Source organism: Campylobacter sp. LH-2024 (genome assembly GCF_048270605.1).
Taxonomy (GTDB): domain Bacteria; phylum Campylobacterota; class Campylobacteria; order Campylobacterales; family Campylobacteraceae; genus Campylobacter_D; species Campylobacter_D molothri.
Window position 1 is genome coordinate 1,148,010 of the sequence record NZ_CP168139.1, and the last position, 18,438, is coordinate 1,166,447.

Consider the following 18,438-nt stretch of genomic DNA (forward strand, 5'->3'; position numbering starts at 1 on the left):
TTACATCCTTTATTAAAAATTATTGCGCTTGTACAGCACTTAAAATTACAGTATCTACAATATCATCAACCAAACACCCACGACTTAAATCATTGACTGGTTTTTTAAGACCTTGTAAAATAGGACCAATTGCCAAAGCATTAGCTGTTCTTTGCACAGCTTTATAGCCTATATTTGCAGCATCAAGATCTGGGAATACATAAACATTGATCTGTCCTGCTATTTTAGATTCTGGCATTTTTGAAGCTGCAGTCTTAGGATCATAAGCGCAGTCAAATTGCATAGGGCCATCTATATTTAATTCTGGATATTTTTCCTTAGCTATCTTAAGAGCTTCTTTTACAAGATCTACACTTTCACCTTTTCCACTATCTCCACTAGAATAAGAAAGTAAAGCAACTTTAGGATCTAGTCCAAAAGATTTTGCGGTCATAGCACTAACATAAGCACTAGAGGCTAATTGTTCAGCTGTTGGATTAGGATTGACAGCACAATCTGCAAAAGCTAACATTTTATCTTCTAAACCCATAAAAAATAATCCTGAAACAGAACTCACTCCTTCTTGAGTTTTAATCAACTGAAGCGCAGGACGAATTGTCTCAGCTGTGGTTGTAGAAGCGCCGCTTACCATAGCATCAGCTTTTCCACTATGCACAAGTAAAGTTCCAAAATAAGTCTTATCTTTTACTAATTCCTTAGCTTGATCAAGAGTCATTCCCTTAGATTTTCTTGCTTCATAAAGCATTGAAGCAAATTCTTCACATAAATCAGAAGTGCTAGGATTCATCATTTTTGCAGAATGGATATTAAGCATTAGTTTTTCTGCATTCTGCTTGATTTCTTTTTCATCTCCTAAAATAATAAGATCAACAACTTCAGTTTTTAATAAAATATCGCAAGCTTTTAAAATTCTCTCATCATTGCCTTCTGGTAAAACAACTGTTTTTTTATTTTTAATACCTTTTTTAATCATTTCATATTTAAAACGATAAGGAGTCATAAAATCATAAGATTTTAATTGACTGATTTTCTCAAAATCAATATTTTCATCAATTAAAACGTAATTTTTACCATTTAAAAGTTTATCAAGATGTTTTTGAGTCATTGCCATATATTCACTACAAACATCAGCAACAATTGGAGTATTAAGATTTTTGGCGATCTTAACATTAAGTCCAAAGGTATCTAATATACCAAATTGAGAAAAACCAATTGTTAAAACAAATTCATATTTTTCTTTTAACTCTTCATAAGTTTTTAAAATAGTATTAAAAAAAATATTAGAGTCTTTATTAAATTCTTCCATAGCATCTTTATCAATAAAACTATAGGTATTTTCTATATTTTGATTGATGCTAAATTGATTAAGCCACTCTTGAAAAATAGAAATATCATGCTTGGAAGCTATTGGGCAATAAATTGCTATATTTTTATAATTTTTACTATAATATTCTAGCAATTTTAAACCGACTATAATATTTTGATCATCACTCTTAGATCTTATTAAATAAAGATTCTCCATTACTTCTCCTTTTATTTTAAAAAAGTGGAACACTCTTTGCTTTTGTATATTTATAAATATTATTTTAACAAAAAAAAATAAAAATTCATAATTTAAAGGACGATTTTAATGAAAAAAGTTTTATTTTATACTCTACCATTTGTATTTTTTGGTTGTTCTGCTACAGTAGATCCACAAATTTCTATGAAACCACCTGCTTATGTAGAGGAGCTTGCCCCTAAACAAAGTAATAATATTGAAACAGCACCAGGATCGCTTTTTGGAAAGGGAGATAATCCTTTATTTTCAGATAAAAAAGCAATGAATGTTAATGATTTGGTTACAGTAGTTATTCAAGAAAGCACTACTCAAAGCACTCAGGCTAATAAAGCTACAAGCAGAACCAATACTTCAAATTTAGGCGGAGGAACTTTAACAGGTGGTTCTGGAATTTTAAAAAATGCAATTAATAAAATTAATGCATATTCTAATATAGGTTTTCAGACCAATAGTACAAATAACTATCAAGGCTCAGGCTCTCAAAGTCGCAATGAAAGTTTTAATACAACAATTTCAACTCGAGTAATTAAAATTTTATCCAATGGTAATTATTTTATTGAAGGCTCAAGAGAACTTTTAATTAATGGAGAAAAGCAAATTATTCAATTAAGCGGAGTAATTCGTCCTTATGATATTGGACAAGATAATACCATAGATAGTAAATATATCGCAGATGCAAAAATTCTTTATAAAACTGAAGGCGAAGTAGATAGAAGTACTAGAAAACCTTGGGGAAGCAAAGTAATAGAAGCTATTTGGCCATTTTAATAAAAGTAAGGTTTTTTTACCTTGCTTTTATTAGTCTTTTACTGTTCTACTTTTTACCTCATCTTCAACTTCTAATAAAAATCTATTAACCAAATCTTTTTCTTTAAGTTTAGCTACAACTTCACCGTGTCTTATAACAAGACCTTGATTTTTTCCAAAAGCTATGGCAACATCAGCCCCCTTAGCTTCACCTAAAGCATTAACAACGCAACCCATAACGCTAATGTTAATCGGTTCTTTAATATGTTTAGTTTTTTCTTCAACTATTTTAATTGCACTAAGTAAATCACTTTGTATTCTTCCGCAAGTTGGACATGAAATGATATTAACTCCGTTTTTTTGCACTCCGCTATCTTGCAAAATTGCTTTTGCGACACGAATTTCTTCTTCAAGCTCTCCTGTTATTGATACACGCATTGTATCACCTATACCTTTAAGAAGTAAATTTCCTAAAGCTATAGAACTTTTTATTGTGCTATGAAATTTAGTTCCAGCCTCTGTAACACCTAAATGAAACGGATAATTACAAAGTGGACGTAATCTTTCATAAGCTTCTATTGTTTTTTGAGCATCCGAAGTTTTCATCGAAATTTTAATATCTGTAAAATCTAAATCCTCTAAAAGTTTGATATTATACAAAGCACTCTCTAACATAGCATCTATACCATATCCAAATTTATCACTAAATTGTTTTTCTATAGAACCATGATTTATCCCTATACGTATAGGGATATCGCGTTTTTTACACGCTTTTACTACTTCTTTAATGTTTTCCTTAGAACCAATATTTCCAGGATTGATTCTCACACCATCAATAAATTCAGCACAATATACAGCTAAATTATGATTAAAATGAATATCAACTATTAAAGGCAACGGACTCTTTGTTTTAATTTCCTTTAAAGCTCTTGCATCTGCCATATCTAAACAAGCTAAACGCACTATATTAGCTCCAGCAAAATAAAGACGATTAAGTTGTTCTAAACAACCCTCTATATCTCTAGTTTTTGTAAATAACATTGATTGAACGGAAATAGGTGCATTACCTCCTATTAACACATCTCCAACTTTAATCTGTTTTGTTTCAACTCTTTTTACCATAAAAACTCTTTTTTAATATTATTTTTAAAATTTTAACTTTTTTTGCTTTAACTAAAGTTTATTTTTATATAATCTCTCCATCTAATTTTATTAAATATATGGAAAAAATAATGCAAAATTTAAAAAATGGTGGAGTGATTTGGCTAACAGGATTAGCTGGAAGTGGAAAAAGTTATATTGCTGAAGAATTATGTAGAAAATTAAAAGAAAAATTAAATAATATCATCTATCTTGATGGTGATGAATTAAGAGATCTTTTAGGGCATTATGGCTATGAAAAAGAAGGGCGTATTGAAGTCTCATTAAAACGTTCTAATTTTGCTCATTTTTTAAGTTCTCAAGAAATGATAGTTATAGTAAGTACAATTTCTATGTGGAATGAAATTTATAGCTATAATCGAAAACGATTAAAAAACTATTTTGAAATTTATATAAAATGTGATTTTGAAGAATTAAAAAGACGAGATAAAAAAGGACTTTACAGTGGGGCTATACAAGGCGATATCAAAAATGTTGTAGGTGTTGATATTGATTTTGATGAGCCATGCTCTGATCTTATTATAGATAATTCAAAGCTTGATAATCTTGAAGAAAAAGTATCAACAATCTTAAATTCTTTACAAAAACATCTATAAAATATGCAAGATTTATTAGAATTTATACGAAATAACTTAAACCAAACTCAAGCTCAGATTTTATTAAAAGCTTTAAAAAATTCTCATAATGAAAATTTTTTTAGTTTTGTTATGAAAAATATTAATATTATTTGCGAATGGCTAAATTCTCATGAATTTAAAGAAAATTATTTAAACAATCCTTATCCCGCCTTAATCAATCCAAATTTCATTGATACAGATTCAAGCAGATATTGCGCAGAACTTGCCTGGGATCTAAATTTACCTCTACCTCAACATTATAAATTTATCTACATTTCTCCTCATGGAGTTGGCGCTGCTGCATTTTTAAGATATCTCAATGAAGGTTGTAATGTTTTATGTTTCCCTTCTTGGACCTCGCCTGAAGATGCTAAAGAAAGATATTGCATGCATTATATGCATTTAAATAGCAATATTAAGCAATATGCCATAAATATTTCAGAACTTAATATTCCTAATTTTGATAAATTTTTAGCCCTGCTTAATCCCAACTCTAAAATTATTTGTAGTGTTAGAGATCCAATAAGTATTTTAAAACACAATTGGGGAAGAGATTGGACAAAAATCACAAGAAACTATCCACGCGATTTTGATCTTACTTATGATTATAGAACTTATATTAAATTTTTAACCCACAATGCAAAAACTGAAATTAAAGTTGATTTTGAAGAACTAAACAATAGTGTTTTTATTTTAAATTTTTTATTACAATACTTTAATAAAGAACAAATATATTATTTAGATATGAACTCAATTATTCCTAAAAATGCTTTTAAAACCTTGGATTTTCTTGCTCGAAAATTCAGCTTTACCCGCCCCCTGCAAGAAAAACAATCTTTTTTTAAAATTCAAGAATTTCAAGGTTATATACGCTACCTTTTTCCTATCACGCTTTATGTTAATGAAAAAGATATAAAGAATAGATTTACAATTAACAATCCTAAGATGCATGATTTAGAAATCGATCCTTTAAATAGTATTGCCATTACTTTAGATAGACCAAGAGAAAATGAACAAATTAATATAATAAAATTAATTATCAACGATGATTTGTCAAACGATATAGCTTTATATATTCAAAAAGAAGATTTAGAAAAATTAACAAATAATGCACAACTTTTTACAATCGTTAAAGAATATTTACGTGATTTTTTATATGAAATTAAAAAAATCAATCATAAAAATCAACTTATGATGATGAAAGAAGAAGAGGTATTATCTATTTTTAATGCTAATAAATTTCTAGCATCTAAATTTTTAAATATTTTCAAAAAAGAATATCAACATTTAAAACAAAATCGTCCAGATATTATCAATTCTTGGAAATATTATCAAGAATTTAAAAAAATATTTTAAAAAAATAATAATTTTACATAAATTCTATAGGATCAATATCTGCATTAATATTTTTAAATTGCAAAACATATTCTTCTATAGAAATTAAAGCTTTATAAGAATCACTGCGAATAAGAATATGAAAACGATATTTTGAATTAATCATTTCAATACCACAAATCCCATAGCCAACAAGTTCTATATTTTTCATTATTGCTAATTTTTCAGCTAAATACTCACATAATTTTTGTGCTTTTGTTTTATCTATATCTTCTATAATTAGTCTTAAAAGACGTTTAAAAGGTGGATATAAATCTTTTCTATTCTCAAGTTCATCTTTTAAAAAAGTATCGTAATTTTGTATATATTTTTCAAAAAAAGCACGATTTTTAGTTTGTAAAAGCACCCTAGCTTCTCCTTTACGCCCTGCTCTACCTGCTACTTGCATAGCTAAAGCTAAAGTTTCTTCACTTGATCTAAAATTCGGCCTAAATAAATACTCATCAATACCTAAAATCACACTCAAATCAACATTATGATAATCATGCCCCTTAGCAAGCATAGAAGTTCCTATAAGTATATCAATTTTCTTATCATTAAAATCTTTTAAAATATTATTTAATTTTTTAACACTAGTAATCTCATCGCTATCAAACTTTGCTATCTTAGCATGAATAAATTTTGATTCTAAAAGTTCTTTGAGTTCAGCTGTTCCCATTTTTCTAGCTTCTAGCATTAATCCTTTACAAGAAGGACAAGATTGATCGATGTTTTTTGTAAAATTGCAATAATGACATTTTAATAAATTTCTATTTTTATGCAAACTCATAGCAATAGAACAAAATGGACACTTTATTGTATCTCCGCAATTTTTGCAAAAAATTTGACGAAAATTGGCACGCGTAGGTAAAAAAATAATGGCTTGTTTTTGCTTATTTAGACTTACTTGTATTTCATTTAAAAGCATTGGACTTAAAGATAACTCATTTTCATCATATAAAAAATATTTTCTACTTTCAAAAAATGTACCCTTAAGTCTAAATACTTTTTGTTTATAAAAACTTGTTAAAGAAGGAGTTGCGGATCCTAAAACAACCTTAATATTTAATTTCGATCCTAAAAAAAGCGCCAAATCTCTGACATTTATATAAGGTTTATTTGAAGCTTTGTAAGAATTATCATGCTCTTCATCTACTACAATTAAACCTAAATTTCTAAAAGGTAAAAAAAGCGCGGAGCGGGCTCCAGCAATTAACAAGGCTTTACCTTCATTAAAACTTTCTAAACATTCTTGTTTCTTCTTTTTAGAAACCTTAGAATGCCATAAAAAAAAATTATCTTTAAAATACATCTCTAAACGTTTTTTAATTTGAGAAGTGAGTGAAATTTCAGGCATTAAAAATAAAACTTGCTTTCCTTTTTCTAAGTAATCTTTTATTAAAGAGATGTAAATTTCAGTTTTACCACTCCCAGTATCTGCAAAAAGTAAAGAACTTGATTGATTATTTAAAAATTCTAAAGCTTTTTGTTGCTCAAAACTTAAATTAGGTTTTTTTAAAATTTCTAATTTTTTACAAGAATATTCTTTACTTGTTGAAAAAAAACCTAAAACAAAACCTATTGTAGTAGCATAATAATAAGAAATAAATTTTGCGAGTTCAAATTGAGATTTACTCAAAGAAAAAGGTGTAAGTTCTTTAATAGCTTTTGTTTGAAAATTTGGCTTTTCACATTCTTTAATCACTAAAGCCCTAAGATTTTTTTTCATTTTTATATCTACAATAACTTCACTCAAAGAAGGAATCTTCTCCTCGCTATGAAAAATTAAATTCTGTAAATATAATCCAAAAATAGATACTTCATAATATCTCATTGCAAATCTTTACAATATTTTGAATTTATGCACTCTAAAATACCATCATTAGGATGATAAATAAAATCGATATATTCTTTTGAATTTAAAAAAAATCTATATTGATTAATTGCGATTTTCATCCAAGAATTAAAATCAGAATAAATGGGAGAATCAAGCAAAGAGTAGCCATTTTGATCGACACAATAAAAAAGTTTTTCTCTTGGGGTATTAAATTTAGCTTGATCAAGATTTGCTATAAAAGCAATTTCCTTAAGCTCAGCTTGAGTACGCATGAGTGACAAAGCTGAGCTTAACATTTCATAATCTATTTTTAATTTTAAAATTTTTGCTTCATCTTTGTTTTTACCTGAAAAATTTAAAGATATACCTATAAGTATTCCTAAAATCAAAACAACAAAAACTAATTCAAGCAAAGTAAAAGCTTTTTTCATTTGACCGGAAGTTCTTCATTAATAGCTTTTATAAGTTTTTTAAGCTCTCTTTCTAAAATATAATTTTCATAACTTTTTTTTACAAAAGCATCTACAAAACGCTTAAGTTCAATTTTTTTAGTTCCGCCAGAAATTAAAGCAATATCATCCTCTAAAATATTAGCAAATTCTTCGCTACACTTGACAATAAAATCTTTTGCGGAAACATTGATAATTACTTGCTTTAAATTATCACTTGCCAAGTACAGCCTCGATTTTTTTATAAATATCCTCACTTTCTATATTGCGAGATTTTAATTCTTCTTCAAGACGCATAATTTGATTACTTTTTGCCTCATTTTGTGCTTTAACGCTAACAAGCTCGTTTCTTAAATTCTCATTTGCTTCACACACTTCATTATACTTTTCAATAAGCTCATTTACTTTATCTGACATAGTATTAATAATTTTTTCATCAAACATATTTTTCGCCTTCTTTAATTGAAAATTTAAATATAGGAAATATTTATATAATTGTAGCAAAAAAAAATAAATTTTTACGTTTTTTAAAAAGATTAATTTTAATTAAAGCATTTTCTTTTAAAATTTTTTTCAAAAATAAAATTAAAAAGTAAAAAAATGTTAGAACTTACAAGCGAATTTAAACCAAGTCCTGATCAAAAACAAGCCATAGAAGGGATAGTAAAAAGCATTAAAAAGGGTAATAAATATCAAACTTTATTAGGCGTAACAGGTAGTGGAAAAACTTTTACTATGGCTAATGTTATCAAAGAGCTTCAAATGCCAACACTCATCATGAGTCATAATAAAAGTTTGTGCGCTCAGCTTTATAGCGAATTTAAAGGTTTCTTTTCTAAAAATCATGTAGAATACTTTATCTCTTATTATGATTATTACCAACCAGAAGCTTATATTCCACGTACAGATGTTTTCATAGAAAAAGATAGCTCTACCAACGAAGATCTAGAAAGATTAAGACTAAGTGCCACAGCCTCACTCTTAAGCTATAAAGATGTTATATGTATTGCAAGTGTTTCAGCTAATTATGGGCTTGGAAATCCAAATGAATATATTGGAATGGTTTTAATTTTCGAACTTGGTATGCAAATTTCACAAAAAGAACTTCTTAAAAAACTTGTAGATATGGGTTATAAAAGAAATGATAATTTTTTTGATCGTGCAGATTTTCGCGTACAAGGTGACATTATAGATATTTATCCTGCTTATTATGAAGATGAAGTAGTAAGACTTGAATTTTTTGGTGATGAACTTGATAGCATGTATCATTATAATGTTTTAGAAAACAAAAAAGGCAAGGATTTAAAACGCTTTATTTTATATCCTACAAGTCAATTTAGCGTCGGTGAAACACGTTTAAAACAAGCTATTAAAGATATCAAACAAGAATTAAATGAACGTTTAGCTCAATTTGAACTTGAAAATAAACTTGTAGAGTATCAACGCTTAAAACAACGCGTTGAATTTGATCTTGAAATGCTTACAAGTACAGGTATGTGCAAAGGTGTAGAAAATTACGCTAGACATTTAACAGGCTTAAAAGCTGGGGATACACCATATACGCTATTTGATTATTTTGCTATTAAAGATAGGAAATTTCTTGTTATTGTTGATGAAAGTCATGTTTCACTACCTCAATTTCGCGGAATGTTTGCTGGAGATAGAAGTAGAAAACAAACTTTAGTAGATTATGGTTTTCGCTTACCTTCGGCGCTTGATAATCGTCCTTTAATGTTTGATGAATTTATCCACAAAAATTGTCAATTTCTTTTTGTTTCAGCTACTCCAGCACCTCTAGAACTTGAACTTAGCAAAGAAAATATTTTTCATCAAATTATGCGTCCAACAGGTTTACTTGATCCATTAATAGAATTAAAAGATAGCGATAATCAAGTTGAAATTTTGTTTGATGAAGCTAAAAAAGTGATTAATAAAAATGAACGTGTATTAGTTACAGTACTAACCAAAAAACTAGCTGAAGAGCTTACAAGATACTATTTAGAACTTGGTATTAAGGTAAAATATATGCATTCAGATATCGATGCAATAGAACGCAATGAAATCATTAGAAATCTTAGAAGTGGTGCTTTTGATATGTTAATTGGTATCAATTTACTTAGAGAAGGGCTTGATTTGCCTGAAGTTTCACTCATTGCCATTATGGATGCTGATAAAGAAGGATTTTTAAGAAGCACAACAAGTCTTATACAAACTATGGGAAGGGCGGCAAGAAATGTTAATGGGAAAGTATTACTTTTTTGTAAAAAAATTACAAAATCTATGCAAGAAGCTATAGATATAACTAATGAGCGTCGTAAACTTCAAGAAAATTACAATAAAAAACACAATATAACCCCAACTTCAGTCAAACGCCATATAGAAGAAAGTTTAAAAAATGAAGAAGATTTGGGAGAAATTTATCGCAAAGGTAAAAAACTAGAAAAAATACCTGCTAGTGAAAGAGCTAAACTCATTAAAGAACTTCGAAAACAAATGTTAGAAGCAGCAAAAGCTCTTGAATTTGAAAAAGCGGCAGCCATAAGGGATGAAATTAACAAAATGAAAAATTTATAACAAAAATATATCTCTCGTTCTTACCCCAACTTCATTAATTAAAGCATTTAAAATCTCATATTGAAAATCTTGCAAAGGACGCTTTTCTTTTAAAACTATACCAATAACCCCTTTTGTCTTTTCCCCATCTTCTATGGGCAAATACATTGCATTAGCATTCGGTAAAGTATTTGTACAAAGTCCAGCTCTTTCACGATTTGTAGCCACCCATTGAGCGATAGCAATTTCATCAGCACTGAAACAATTTTTGAGTATTTGCTTATCATTATTAAAAAACAATAATGGTTTAGATAAGATATTATTTTTACTCATAGGATAAATAATTATAGGTAAATTTAATAACTTTAAGGCTTGATTGCCTAGTTGTTCCCAAAGCTCTTGTTTACTTTTTACTCTAGCTAACTTTTCACTATTTTCAAGCAAAATTGCTGTTCTATAAGCTCTTTTTGCTAATTCTTTAGATTGAAGTTTTAATCTTCTTGTAAAAATAGAAGTTAAAAAACCAACAATAAACATAGTCGAAAAAGTAACTATATTCGCACTATCATGAATTTTAAAACTAAAAAAAGGCTTCAAAAAGAAAAAATTATAAAACAATACACTGATTAAAGAAGAATATAAAGCATAAAATTTGCTATCCGATATAAAAGAAGAACCAAAAACTGCCAAAATAAAAACCATCATTATATTGCTAGGTTGCGTGTCAAATTGATGAAATACAAAAGCTATTATAATTGCTAATAATAATATAGCATTAATCATAATAAAATTTAAAAAATTAAAACCTTTTTTTCTGGCTATTTTAGGCGTTTTAATTTCACTTTCATTAACGAGATACAAGTCAATATTTGGACTTTTTTTCGCTACAGCTTCAAAAATTTCTTCTTTAAATTTCTTCTTATTTTTATTTTTTCCCAAAACTATCTTAGAAACATTACTAATGCTAGAATACTCAGCAATTTGACCCGCTATATCTTCATCATAAACACTAATGATTTCAGCATTAAAACTCTTTGCAAGTTCTAAATTTTCTTTTAATAATTTATCTTCCTCAAGATTGGAATTTTTTATACAAATAGCACTTAATTTTGCATGAAAAGCACTTGCAAGTCTTGCAGCCGACCTGATAACCTTGGCATTGCTTTCATTGATACAAACTAAAATATGTTCTCCGGTATGATAAGTTAGATCATCATTAATAAGTCTTTGTTCATTCGCTCTTAAATTTACCCTTGATGCAAGCCTTCTTAAAGCAATTTCCCTTAAAGCTATCAATCTTTCTTGTCTGAAAAAATTTTCTAAAGCTAATTTAGCCTGCTTTTCTTTATAAATTTTACCCTCTTGCATTCTTTTTAAAAGTTTATTAGGTTCAATATCAACAAGTTCTACTTGATCAGCTTCATCAAAAATACTATCAGGAATTCTTTCTTTAACTTCTATTTTACTGATATTTGCCACCAAATCATTTAAGCTTTCTAAATGCTGAATATTTAAAGTAGTATAAACATCAATGCCTGCTTTTAATAACTCTTCTATATCTTGAAAACGCTTTTCATTTCTAAGGCCTTTTGCATTGGTATGCGCTAACTCATCAACTAAAACCAAAGCTGGTTTTCTTTTTAAGGTGGCATCTAAATCAAATTCTTTTAAAATAATATTTTTATAAGAAATTTCAAGATTTTCAATACTCTCAAAACCTTCAGTTAAACTCATAGTTTCAGGTCTATCATGTGGCTCTATATAACCTAAAACCACATCAACTCCATTTTGCAATAAATTTCTAGCTTCACTTAGCATAGCATAAGTTTTGCCAGATCCTGCTGCATAGCCTAAAAATATTTTCAACTTGGCAAATTTATTTTTTTCCTCTTCTTTAGCCTTTACTTCAAATTTCTTAAGAATTTGTTCGGGTGTTTGTCGTTGCATTTTTACCCTCTTTCATAGCTTGACTTATTGCTATATTAGCTTTTAAAACATTAACTTTCATCTCACCAAAAATACCCAAAAACTTATCTTCTGTGTTATTATTAATAATTTTTTCTACTTGATTTTGATCTAATTTTGAAAATTTCACTATACGAGGAATTTGTATCCATGCCGCTTGTTTGCTAATATGAGGATCAAGTCCTGAGGCTGAAGCACTTAATAAATCAATAGGAATTTCTTTTTTTAAAATATGTGGATTTTGTTTTAAAAATTGATTTAAATCTTTTGCTATACGCTCTTTTAATTCTGGATTGGACATAGCATAATTAAAACCGCCAGAATTAACACTGCTTTGATTAGTGTCACTTGTATTATAATTTATAGCTGAACTTCTTCCGTGTAAAAAATAAGGTTGGGTAAAAGCTTGTCCTAAAAGCTTTGATCCAACTGCTTTATTTATATCAAGCGTAGCTTTTCCATTTTTATCGATCAAACTTCCACTTGCCTCATAAGGAAAAATAAATCTAGCTGTTTCATTTAAAACAAAGGGATAGACAATGCAGCATAAAACAAGCATAACAACAAAAAAACTAAGCAAAGTTCTAATCATACTAAACTCCTAAAATTCTAAGCAACCAAGCTGTAGGAATATCAATAATTTTAATACCAATAAAAGGAGCAATTACTCCGCCAATTCCATAAATTCCTAAATTTCTCAAAAGCAACATTTCACTTTTAATGGCTCTAAATTTAACACCACGCATAGCAATAGGTATAAGTAAAGGAATTATTATTGCATTAAAAATTAATGCCGATAAAATCGCACTTTGAGGGGTTTGTAAATGCATAATATTTAAAATTTGCATTTGTGGCAAAACTACACTAAACATAGCTGGTAAAATAGCAAAATATTTAGCAATATCATTAGCCATGCTAAAAGTTGTTAAACTTCCTCTAGTAATTAATAAACCTTTACCTATTTCTACAATTTCTAAAATTTTTGTAGGATTTGAGTCAAGATCAATCATATTAGCTGCTTCTTTAGCAGCTGCTGTTCCTGAATTCATTGCAATACCTACATCAGCTTGTGCGAGTGCTGGAGCATCATTAGTACCATCTCCTGTCATTGCAACAATCTTACCTTCTGCTTGTTCTTTTTTTATGGCTTCTATTTTATCTTCTGGTTTGCATTCTGCTATAAAACCATCAAGTCCAGCTTCTTTAGCTATCGTAGCAGCTGTTAGAGGATTATCCCCAGTGCACATAAGAGTTTTAATACCCATTTTTCTTAATTTTGCAAATCGCTCCTTAAGACCTGGTTTTACAGTATCTTTTAGATAAATCACTCCTAAAATTTCTTTATTTTGACTTACTACTAAAGGAGTTCCACCCAGATTTGAAATTTGCATTACTTTTGTTTCTAAATCACTTGGAATTTTTCCACCCATTTTATCAATATAGGTCTTAATAGTGTCAAAAGCTCCTTTGCGAATTTGAGTACCATCCTTTAAATTAACACCGCTCATTCTATTTTGAGCACTAAAATCAATCACATCTTGTATTTCTTTTTGATCACAGTGATATCCCATTTTATTTGCTAATACAACGATACTTTTTCCTTCTGGAGTTTCATCTTTTAAGGAAGATAGCAAGCAGGCATTGATTAATTGATCTTTATTAACACCTTGGACTTCGTAAAATTCATTAGCCAAACGATTGCCAAAAGTAATTGTACCTGTTTTATCTAAAATCATAGTATCAACATCACCGCAATTTTCTACCGCTTTTCCAGAAAGTGCTATCACATTAAAACGAGTTACTCTATCCATTCCAGCTATACCTATAGCTGAAAGAAGTCCTCCTATAGTAGTAGGAATTAAACATACAAGTAAAGCAATTAGCCAAGAAATAGGCAAATTAACGTTTAAAAATTGCATAAAAGGATATAAACTAACTACAACAATTAAAAAACTGAGACTAAGAACAATTAAAAGAATATTTAATGCAATTTCATTCGGCGTTTTTTGACGCGCAGCTCCTTCAACTAAATTAATCATTTTATCCAAGAAACTTTCTCCAGCACCTACTAAAATTTTAATTTTTAAAAAATCCGTTAAAACCGTTGTTCCTCCAGTTACAGAAGAAAAATCACCCCCTGCTTCACGCATCACAGGTGCACTTTCTCCAGTAATTGCTGATTCATCAACACTAGCTGCCCCTTCGATAACTTCTCCATCATTAGGTATAAGCTCTCCTGCTTTAACTAAAACAATATCGCCTATTTTTAATTTACTAGCACTTAACATTTCTTCGCTACCATCATTTTTAATTAATCTTGCTTTAAAATCTTTTTTACTTTGCTTTAAAGTAGCTGCTTGTGCTTTGCCTCTGCCTTCTGCTATACTTTCTGCAAAATTTGCAAACAACAAAGTAACAAAAAGAATTAAAGTGATTAAAATATTATAAATTCTTTCTTGATTATCTCCCTCAAATAAACTAGGAAAAAAACTTAAAATAAGAGTAATAACAAAACCAATCTCTACAATAAACATTGTAGGATTTTTAATCATAAAGCGTGGATCAAATTTAAAAAATGCTCCTTTAATAGCAGTGCTTAAAATTTCTTTTGTGATAAGTTTATTTTGTTTTTTAGACATTAGCACTCCTTATTTAATACCACAAAGATAAATATTCAGCCACACTAGAAAGCGTTAGCACCGGAAAAAAGGTTAATGCTGTAAAAATATAAACTATACAAATTAAAACAAACATAAAAGTCAAACTATCTGTTTTTAAGGTATTTGTGCTACCTTCTTGAGTTTTTTGCTTTAAAAACGATCCTGCAATTGCTAATTGTATGATTAATATAAGATAACGTCCACAAAACATAGCAAAAGCTGTACTTAAATTCCAAAATAAATCATTATCTTTAAGTCCCTCGAGTCCAGATCCATTATTTGCGGTTGCAGATGTAAATTCATATAAAATTTGAGCTAAACCATGAAAGTTAGGATTTGAAATACTGTCTTTTGCGAAAATTACTCCAAATGCGCTTAAAACAAGAATTAATAAAGGATGTATCAAAATAGCCAAGGCAATAAGTTTCATTTGCTTACTTTCTATTTTTTTTCCTAAAAATTCTGGAGTTCTTCCTATCATTAAAGCACAAATAAATACGCATAAAATAACATAAATCATCATATTCATAAGCCCAACACCATCGCCACCAAAAGCAACATTAAGCATCATATTAAGCATAGCAACTCCTACACTTAAAGGATTTAAACTATCGTGCATATTGTTAATACTTCCCGTTGTAAAAGCAGTTGTAGTAGCACTAAATAGACTAGATGAATTAACTCCAAATCTTAATTCTTTACCCTCTAAATTACCCAAAGTTTGATTAAGCTCTAAAGAAGATAAATTAGGATTTGGGATAGTTTCACTATGATGGATAATAACTAAAGAAATTAAGAAAATAATACTCATAGCTCCGAAAATAACACCGCCTTGCTTTCCCATTAAAACAAAACCTTGCTTTTCTTTTTTATAATGAACCATCAAGCCAAAAACTACAACACAAGAACTTGGAATAAGCATCATAGATAAAATTTGTATAAGATTAGTCAAGGCATTGGGATTTTCAAAAGGCATGCTTGAGTTGGCTCCAAAAAATCCTCCACCATTAGTTCCTAAGTGTTTGATTGACTCAATAGCAGCAACAGGACCTGTAGCTATAGTTTGAATTTTATTTTCTAAAGTTATAAGATGAAAATTTGGATAATAATTTTGCACTACACCTTGTGAAATGAAAATTAAAGAAATAATAAAACTTAAAGGAAGTATCAAGCGCGTCATTATACGAGTAAAATCTTCATAATAATTTCCCATTTGCATACCACAAAATGCTCTACAAAAAGCTATACAAGCACAATATCCACTTACGCCAGAAACAAACATAGCAAGTAAAATTCCTGTACTTTGAGAAAATAAACTTAAAGCATTTTCTCCAATATAATGCTGTAAATTAGTATTAGTAATAAAACTAATAGCAGTATTTAAACTCAGATCTAAAGACATAGATTTGATGGAATTAGGATTTAAAAAAAAATTATCTTGAAACAAAAAAATAATAAAAGAAAAAATAGCTACTAAAAAATTAAAAATACACAAATGCAAAGAATACTGTTTCCAAGTCATATTTTTTCTATCAATAGCACAAATTTTATAAATTAAAGCATCTATAGGATTAAAAATAAAATCAAAAATAGTTTTTTTAAAATTAGCGATTTTATATAAATAACGTCCAAAAATTAAAGATAAACCAAAAGATATCAGAAGCACTATTATAATTTCTAACATATTCTTCCTTTAGAATTTTTCAGGATATAAAAGCGCATAAAAAAGATAACAAGCAAGCATCAAACTCAAAATTAATAAAAAAATCATTTATAAAATCCTAATTAATAAAAATTACTTTACAATAAAGGGTTTTAATTCTATCCTTGCTAGCCTTATAATTTGCTTTATCATTTTTGAACTAAAGGTATCCCGCCATCATTGCTATAAAATAACCCGCTATACAAGAAGTAATTACACCAATAAGTCCAGGCAAAATAAAACTATGATTGATTACAAATTTACCAATATGAGTTGTTCCTGATCGATCAAATTGTATAGTAGCTAAATCACTTGGATAAGTTGGCAAAATATAATATCCATAACAAGCAGCTGCAAAAGCTATAATTACGCCTGGCTCAACACCAATACTTAAAGACAAAGGAACAAAAGCGGAAATAGCTGCTGCTTGAGAATTGACAAATTTGGAAATTAAAAGCAACATTAAAGCATAAGTCCAAGGATGTTCTTTAACTATATTTCCAAATAAAGTTTTCATCATGGGAGTATGAACCCCAAACATCGTATCAGCCATCCAAGAAATTCCAAAAACTGCCACAAGAGCCACCATGCCAGATTTAAAAATTTCATTAGAACTTATCTTTTTTACATCTGTTTTTGTGAAAATAATTATCAAAGCACCTGCTAAAAGCATAAACATTTGAATGATTGATACCATAGAAATATAATTATAACTTGGATTTCCAAGTTTATCTTTTTGTGCAATAGCCGTAACTACATTTGATTGATCTTTTATATTAGAAGTTAATTGTTTAAGATCAATTATAACTTTATCTTTTCCACTTAAAGTCCATTCTATTGTATTATTAATATGTGCTTGATACATCATTTTTTGACCCCAATTTGGTTTTAAATTATCAAAAATTCCAATAGCAGCTACTAAAAAAATTGCAATGATAAAAATCCACATTGCAACCCAATTGCTTTTTGCCAGTTTAACACCCAAAAGCGTTTTAGATTCTCCATAAACATATTTTTTAAATTCTAAATCTTTCAATTTTTCTTTAAAAATTTCATCTTTATCTAAATTCTTACCTCTAAACCAAGAAAAGATTCCCACACATAAAACGCCTATAAAAGTGCTGGGTATGGTGATTTGAAGCAAATTAATATAACCATCAAAACCAACTAATTTATGAGAGGTATTTAAAAGCAAAGCTGTTAAACTTACAACTGCTACAGAAACAGGACTTGCTATGATTCCCATTTGTGAAGAAATAGAAGCTGCTGCCATGGGACGTTCTGGGCGAATACCATTTTTAATAGCAATATCATAAATTATAGGCATTATAGTATATACCACATGCCCTGTTCCACAAAGCATTGTTAGAAAACAAGTAACAAAAGGAGCTAAAATAGTTAAAAATTTAGGATTTTTTCTTAAAATTTTTTCAGCAATTTGAAGCATAACATCTAAACCGCCACTTGCTTGCAAAGTTGCACTAGCAACAACTACAGCTAAAATAGTAAGCATCACATCAATCGCAGGTTTTCCAGGCTGGACATGAAAAACAAAAACCAACATCAAAATGCCTATGCCGCCTAGCAATCCAAGAGCTATACCACCCTTTTTAGCACCATAAAAAAGACAAATAAGTATTACTATTATTTGAATAAAAAATTGCCATCCTTCACTAAGATTTGTAAAAAAATCCATTTTAGATCCTTTTTAAATTATAAAAATTGTAATTTCATTGTATCATAATTTAAAAAGAAAAGATAACATTTATTAAATAATTTAAATAAAAATTAAATATTAAAATTTAGCAGATT

General features: G+C 28.8%; 15 protein-coding genes and 1 pseudogene. 4 read left to right on the forward strand and 12 right to left on the reverse strand.

Annotated elements, in window-relative coordinates; genetic code table 11:
- Positions 1-19: 19 nt before the first annotated feature.
- The gene (gene pta / locus ACD570_RS05865; RefSeq protein WP_337210167.1) at positions 20-1,522 is read right to left on the reverse strand and encodes a phosphate acetyltransferase; all 1,503 of its coding nucleotides are present in this window, start codon (positions 1,520-1,522) and stop codon (positions 20-22) included.
- 108 nt (positions 1,523-1,630) lie between these two features.
- Here pta and flgH point away from each other — a divergent pair, with 108 nt between their 5' ends.
- Entirely contained in the window at positions 1,631-2,329 is a 699-nt protein-coding gene (gene flgH / locus ACD570_RS05870) for a flagellar basal body L-ring protein FlgH (RefSeq protein ID WP_200282241.1), read from the forward strand.
- A gap of 30 nt (positions 2,330-2,359) precedes the next feature.
- Here the strand turns inward: flgH and ispG are convergent, their stop codons facing one another.
- Positions 2,360-3,430 carry a flavodoxin-dependent (E)-4-hydroxy-3-methylbut-2-enyl-diphosphate synthase gene (ispG, locus tag ACD570_RS05875; protein ID WP_337207659.1) on the reverse strand — a complete coding sequence of 357 codons (1,071 nt, stop codon included), beginning with the start codon at positions 3,428-3,430 and terminating at the stop codon, positions 2,360-2,362.
- A gap of 110 nt (positions 3,431-3,540) precedes the next feature.
- On the opposite strand from ispG, the gene ACD570_RS05880 reads away from it, so the two are divergent.
- Both ACD570_RS05880 and ACD570_RS05885 read left to right on the forward strand, forming a co-directional pair.
- A complete protein-coding gene (locus tag ACD570_RS05880; RefSeq protein ID WP_337207660.1) occupies positions 3,541-4,065 on the forward strand; it encodes an adenylyl-sulfate kinase in 525 nt (174 codons plus the stop codon).
- Between the two features lie 3 nt (positions 4,066-4,068).
- The gene (locus ACD570_RS05885) at positions 4,069-5,442 is read left to right on the forward strand and encodes a DUF2972 domain-containing protein (protein WP_417904215.1); all 1,374 of its coding nucleotides are present in this window, start codon (positions 4,069-4,071) and stop codon (positions 5,440-5,442) included.
- A 13-nt stretch (positions 5,443-5,455) separates the two neighbouring features.
- On the opposite strand, the gene ACD570_RS05890 is transcribed toward ACD570_RS05885, so the two are convergent.
- From ACD570_RS05890 to ACD570_RS05905, 4 genes are read right to left on the reverse strand one after another with little or no spacing between them, the layout of a single operon-like run.
- A complete protein-coding gene (locus ACD570_RS05890) occupies positions 5,456-7,294 on the reverse strand; it encodes a primosomal protein N' (protein ID WP_200283350.1) in 1,839 nt (612 codons plus the stop codon).
- Positions 7,291-7,728, reverse strand: coding sequence for a prepilin-type N-terminal cleavage/methylation domain-containing protein (locus ACD570_RS05895; RefSeq protein WP_337197155.1), 438 nt, complete (start codon positions 7,726-7,728; stop codon positions 7,291-7,293). The genes ACD570_RS05890 and ACD570_RS05895 overlap by 4 nt, the downstream gene beginning before the upstream one ends.
- Positions 7,725-7,970, reverse strand: coding sequence for a hypothetical protein (locus ACD570_RS05900; RefSeq protein WP_137622217.1), 246 nt, complete (start codon positions 7,968-7,970; stop codon positions 7,725-7,727). The genes ACD570_RS05895 and ACD570_RS05900 overlap by 4 nt, the downstream gene beginning before the upstream one ends.
- Positions 7,960-8,190 (reverse strand): hypothetical protein, encoded by a 231-nt coding sequence (locus ACD570_RS05905; protein WP_137624181.1) that lies wholly within the window; start codon positions 8,188-8,190, stop codon positions 7,960-7,962. The genes ACD570_RS05900 and ACD570_RS05905 overlap by 11 nt, the downstream gene beginning before the upstream one ends.
- A gap of 156 nt (positions 8,191-8,346) precedes the next feature.
- Between ACD570_RS05905 and uvrB the strand changes: the two genes are divergently transcribed.
- Positions 8,347-10,320: an excinuclease ABC subunit UvrB gene (gene uvrB / locus ACD570_RS05910; RefSeq protein ID WP_337198699.1), complete on the forward strand. Its 1,974-nt coding sequence runs from the start codon at positions 8,347-8,349 to the stop codon at positions 10,318-10,320.
- On the opposite strand, the gene ACD570_RS05915 is transcribed toward uvrB, so the two are convergent.
- The 6 genes and pseudogenes from ACD570_RS05915 to ACD570_RS05940 form a co-directional block, all read right to left on the reverse strand.
- Entirely contained in the window at positions 10,315-12,246 is a 1,932-nt protein-coding gene (locus ACD570_RS05915) for a sensor histidine kinase (protein ID WP_337207662.1), read from the reverse strand. The two genes, uvrB and ACD570_RS05915, sit on opposite strands and share 6 nt — an antisense overlap.
- A complete protein-coding gene (gene kdpC, locus ACD570_RS05920; RefSeq protein WP_337199298.1) occupies positions 12,215-12,856 on the reverse strand; it encodes a potassium-transporting ATPase subunit KdpC in 642 nt (213 codons plus the stop codon). Before kdpC ends, ACD570_RS05915 begins: the two co-directional genes overlap by 32 nt.
- A 1-nt stretch (position 12,857) precedes the next feature.
- Positions 12,858-14,903: a potassium-transporting ATPase subunit KdpB gene (gene kdpB / locus ACD570_RS05925; RefSeq protein ID WP_417904216.1), complete on the reverse strand. Its 2,046-nt coding sequence runs from the start codon at positions 14,901-14,903 to the stop codon at positions 12,858-12,860.
- Positions 14,904-14,916: 13 nt separating this feature from the next.
- Entirely contained in the window at positions 14,917-16,608 is a 1,692-nt protein-coding gene (kdpA, locus tag ACD570_RS05930) for a potassium-transporting ATPase subunit KdpA (protein WP_417904217.1), read from the reverse strand.
- A 9-nt stretch (positions 16,609-16,617) separates the two neighbouring features.
- Positions 16,618-16,695: pseudogene (gene kdpF / locus ACD570_RS05935) on the reverse strand (K(+)-transporting ATPase subunit F); the annotation flags it as partial.
- Between the two features lie 91 nt (positions 16,696-16,786).
- Positions 16,787-18,322: an anaerobic C4-dicarboxylate transporter gene (locus ACD570_RS05940; protein ID WP_417904218.1), complete on the reverse strand. Its 1,536-nt coding sequence runs from the start codon at positions 18,320-18,322 to the stop codon at positions 16,787-16,789.
- Positions 18,323-18,438: the final 116 nt, after the last annotated feature.

What these genes read in the sequence shown, in the direction of transcription:
- uvrB (WP_337198699.1), top strand. Translation starts at nt 8,347, where the DNA reads ATGTTAGAACTTACAAGCGAATTTAAACCAAGTCCTGATCAAAAACAA.
- kdpB (WP_417904216.1), bottom strand. Translation starts at nt 14,903, where the DNA reads ATGTCTAAAAAACAAAATAAACTTATCACAAAAGAAATTTTAAGCACT.
- ACD570_RS05890 (WP_200283350.1), bottom strand. Translation starts at nt 7,294, where the DNA reads ATGAGATATTATGAAGTATCTATTTTTGGATTATATTTACAGAATTTA.
- ACD570_RS05905 (WP_137624181.1), bottom strand. Translation starts at nt 8,190, where the DNA reads ATGTTTGATGAAAAAATTATTAATACTATGTCAGATAAAGTAAATGAG.
- kdpA (WP_417904217.1), bottom strand. Translation starts at nt 16,608, where the DNA reads ATGTTAGAAATTATAATAGTGCTTCTGATATCTTTTGGTTTATCTTTA.
- flgH (WP_200282241.1), top strand. Translation starts at nt 1,631, where the DNA reads ATGAAAAAAGTTTTATTTTATACTCTACCATTTGTATTTTTTGGTTGT.
- kdpC (WP_337199298.1), bottom strand. Translation starts at nt 12,856, where the DNA reads ATGATTAGAACTTTGCTTAGTTTTTTTGTTGTTATGCTTGTTTTATGC.
- ACD570_RS05915 (WP_337207662.1), bottom strand. Translation starts at nt 12,246, where the DNA reads ATGCAACGACAAACACCCGAACAAATTCTTAAGAAATTTGAAGTAAAG.
- ACD570_RS05895 (WP_337197155.1), bottom strand. Translation starts at nt 7,728, where the DNA reads ATGAAAAAAGCTTTTACTTTGCTTGAATTAGTTTTTGTTGTTTTGATT.
- ACD570_RS05880 (WP_337207660.1), top strand. Translation starts at nt 3,541, where the DNA reads ATGCAAAATTTAAAAAATGGTGGAGTGATTTGGCTAACAGGATTAGCT.
- ACD570_RS05940 (WP_417904218.1), bottom strand. Translation starts at nt 18,322, where the DNA reads ATGGATTTTTTTACAAATCTTAGTGAAGGATGGCAATTTTTTATTCAA.
- ispG (WP_337207659.1), bottom strand. Translation starts at nt 3,430, where the DNA reads ATGGTAAAAAGAGTTGAAACAAAACAGATTAAAGTTGGAGATGTGTTA.
- pta (WP_337210167.1), bottom strand. Translation starts at nt 1,522, where the DNA reads ATGGAGAATCTTTATTTAATAAGATCTAAGAGTGATGATCAAAATATT.
- ACD570_RS05885 (WP_417904215.1), top strand. Translation starts at nt 4,069, where the DNA reads ATGCAAGATTTATTAGAATTTATACGAAATAACTTAAACCAAACTCAA.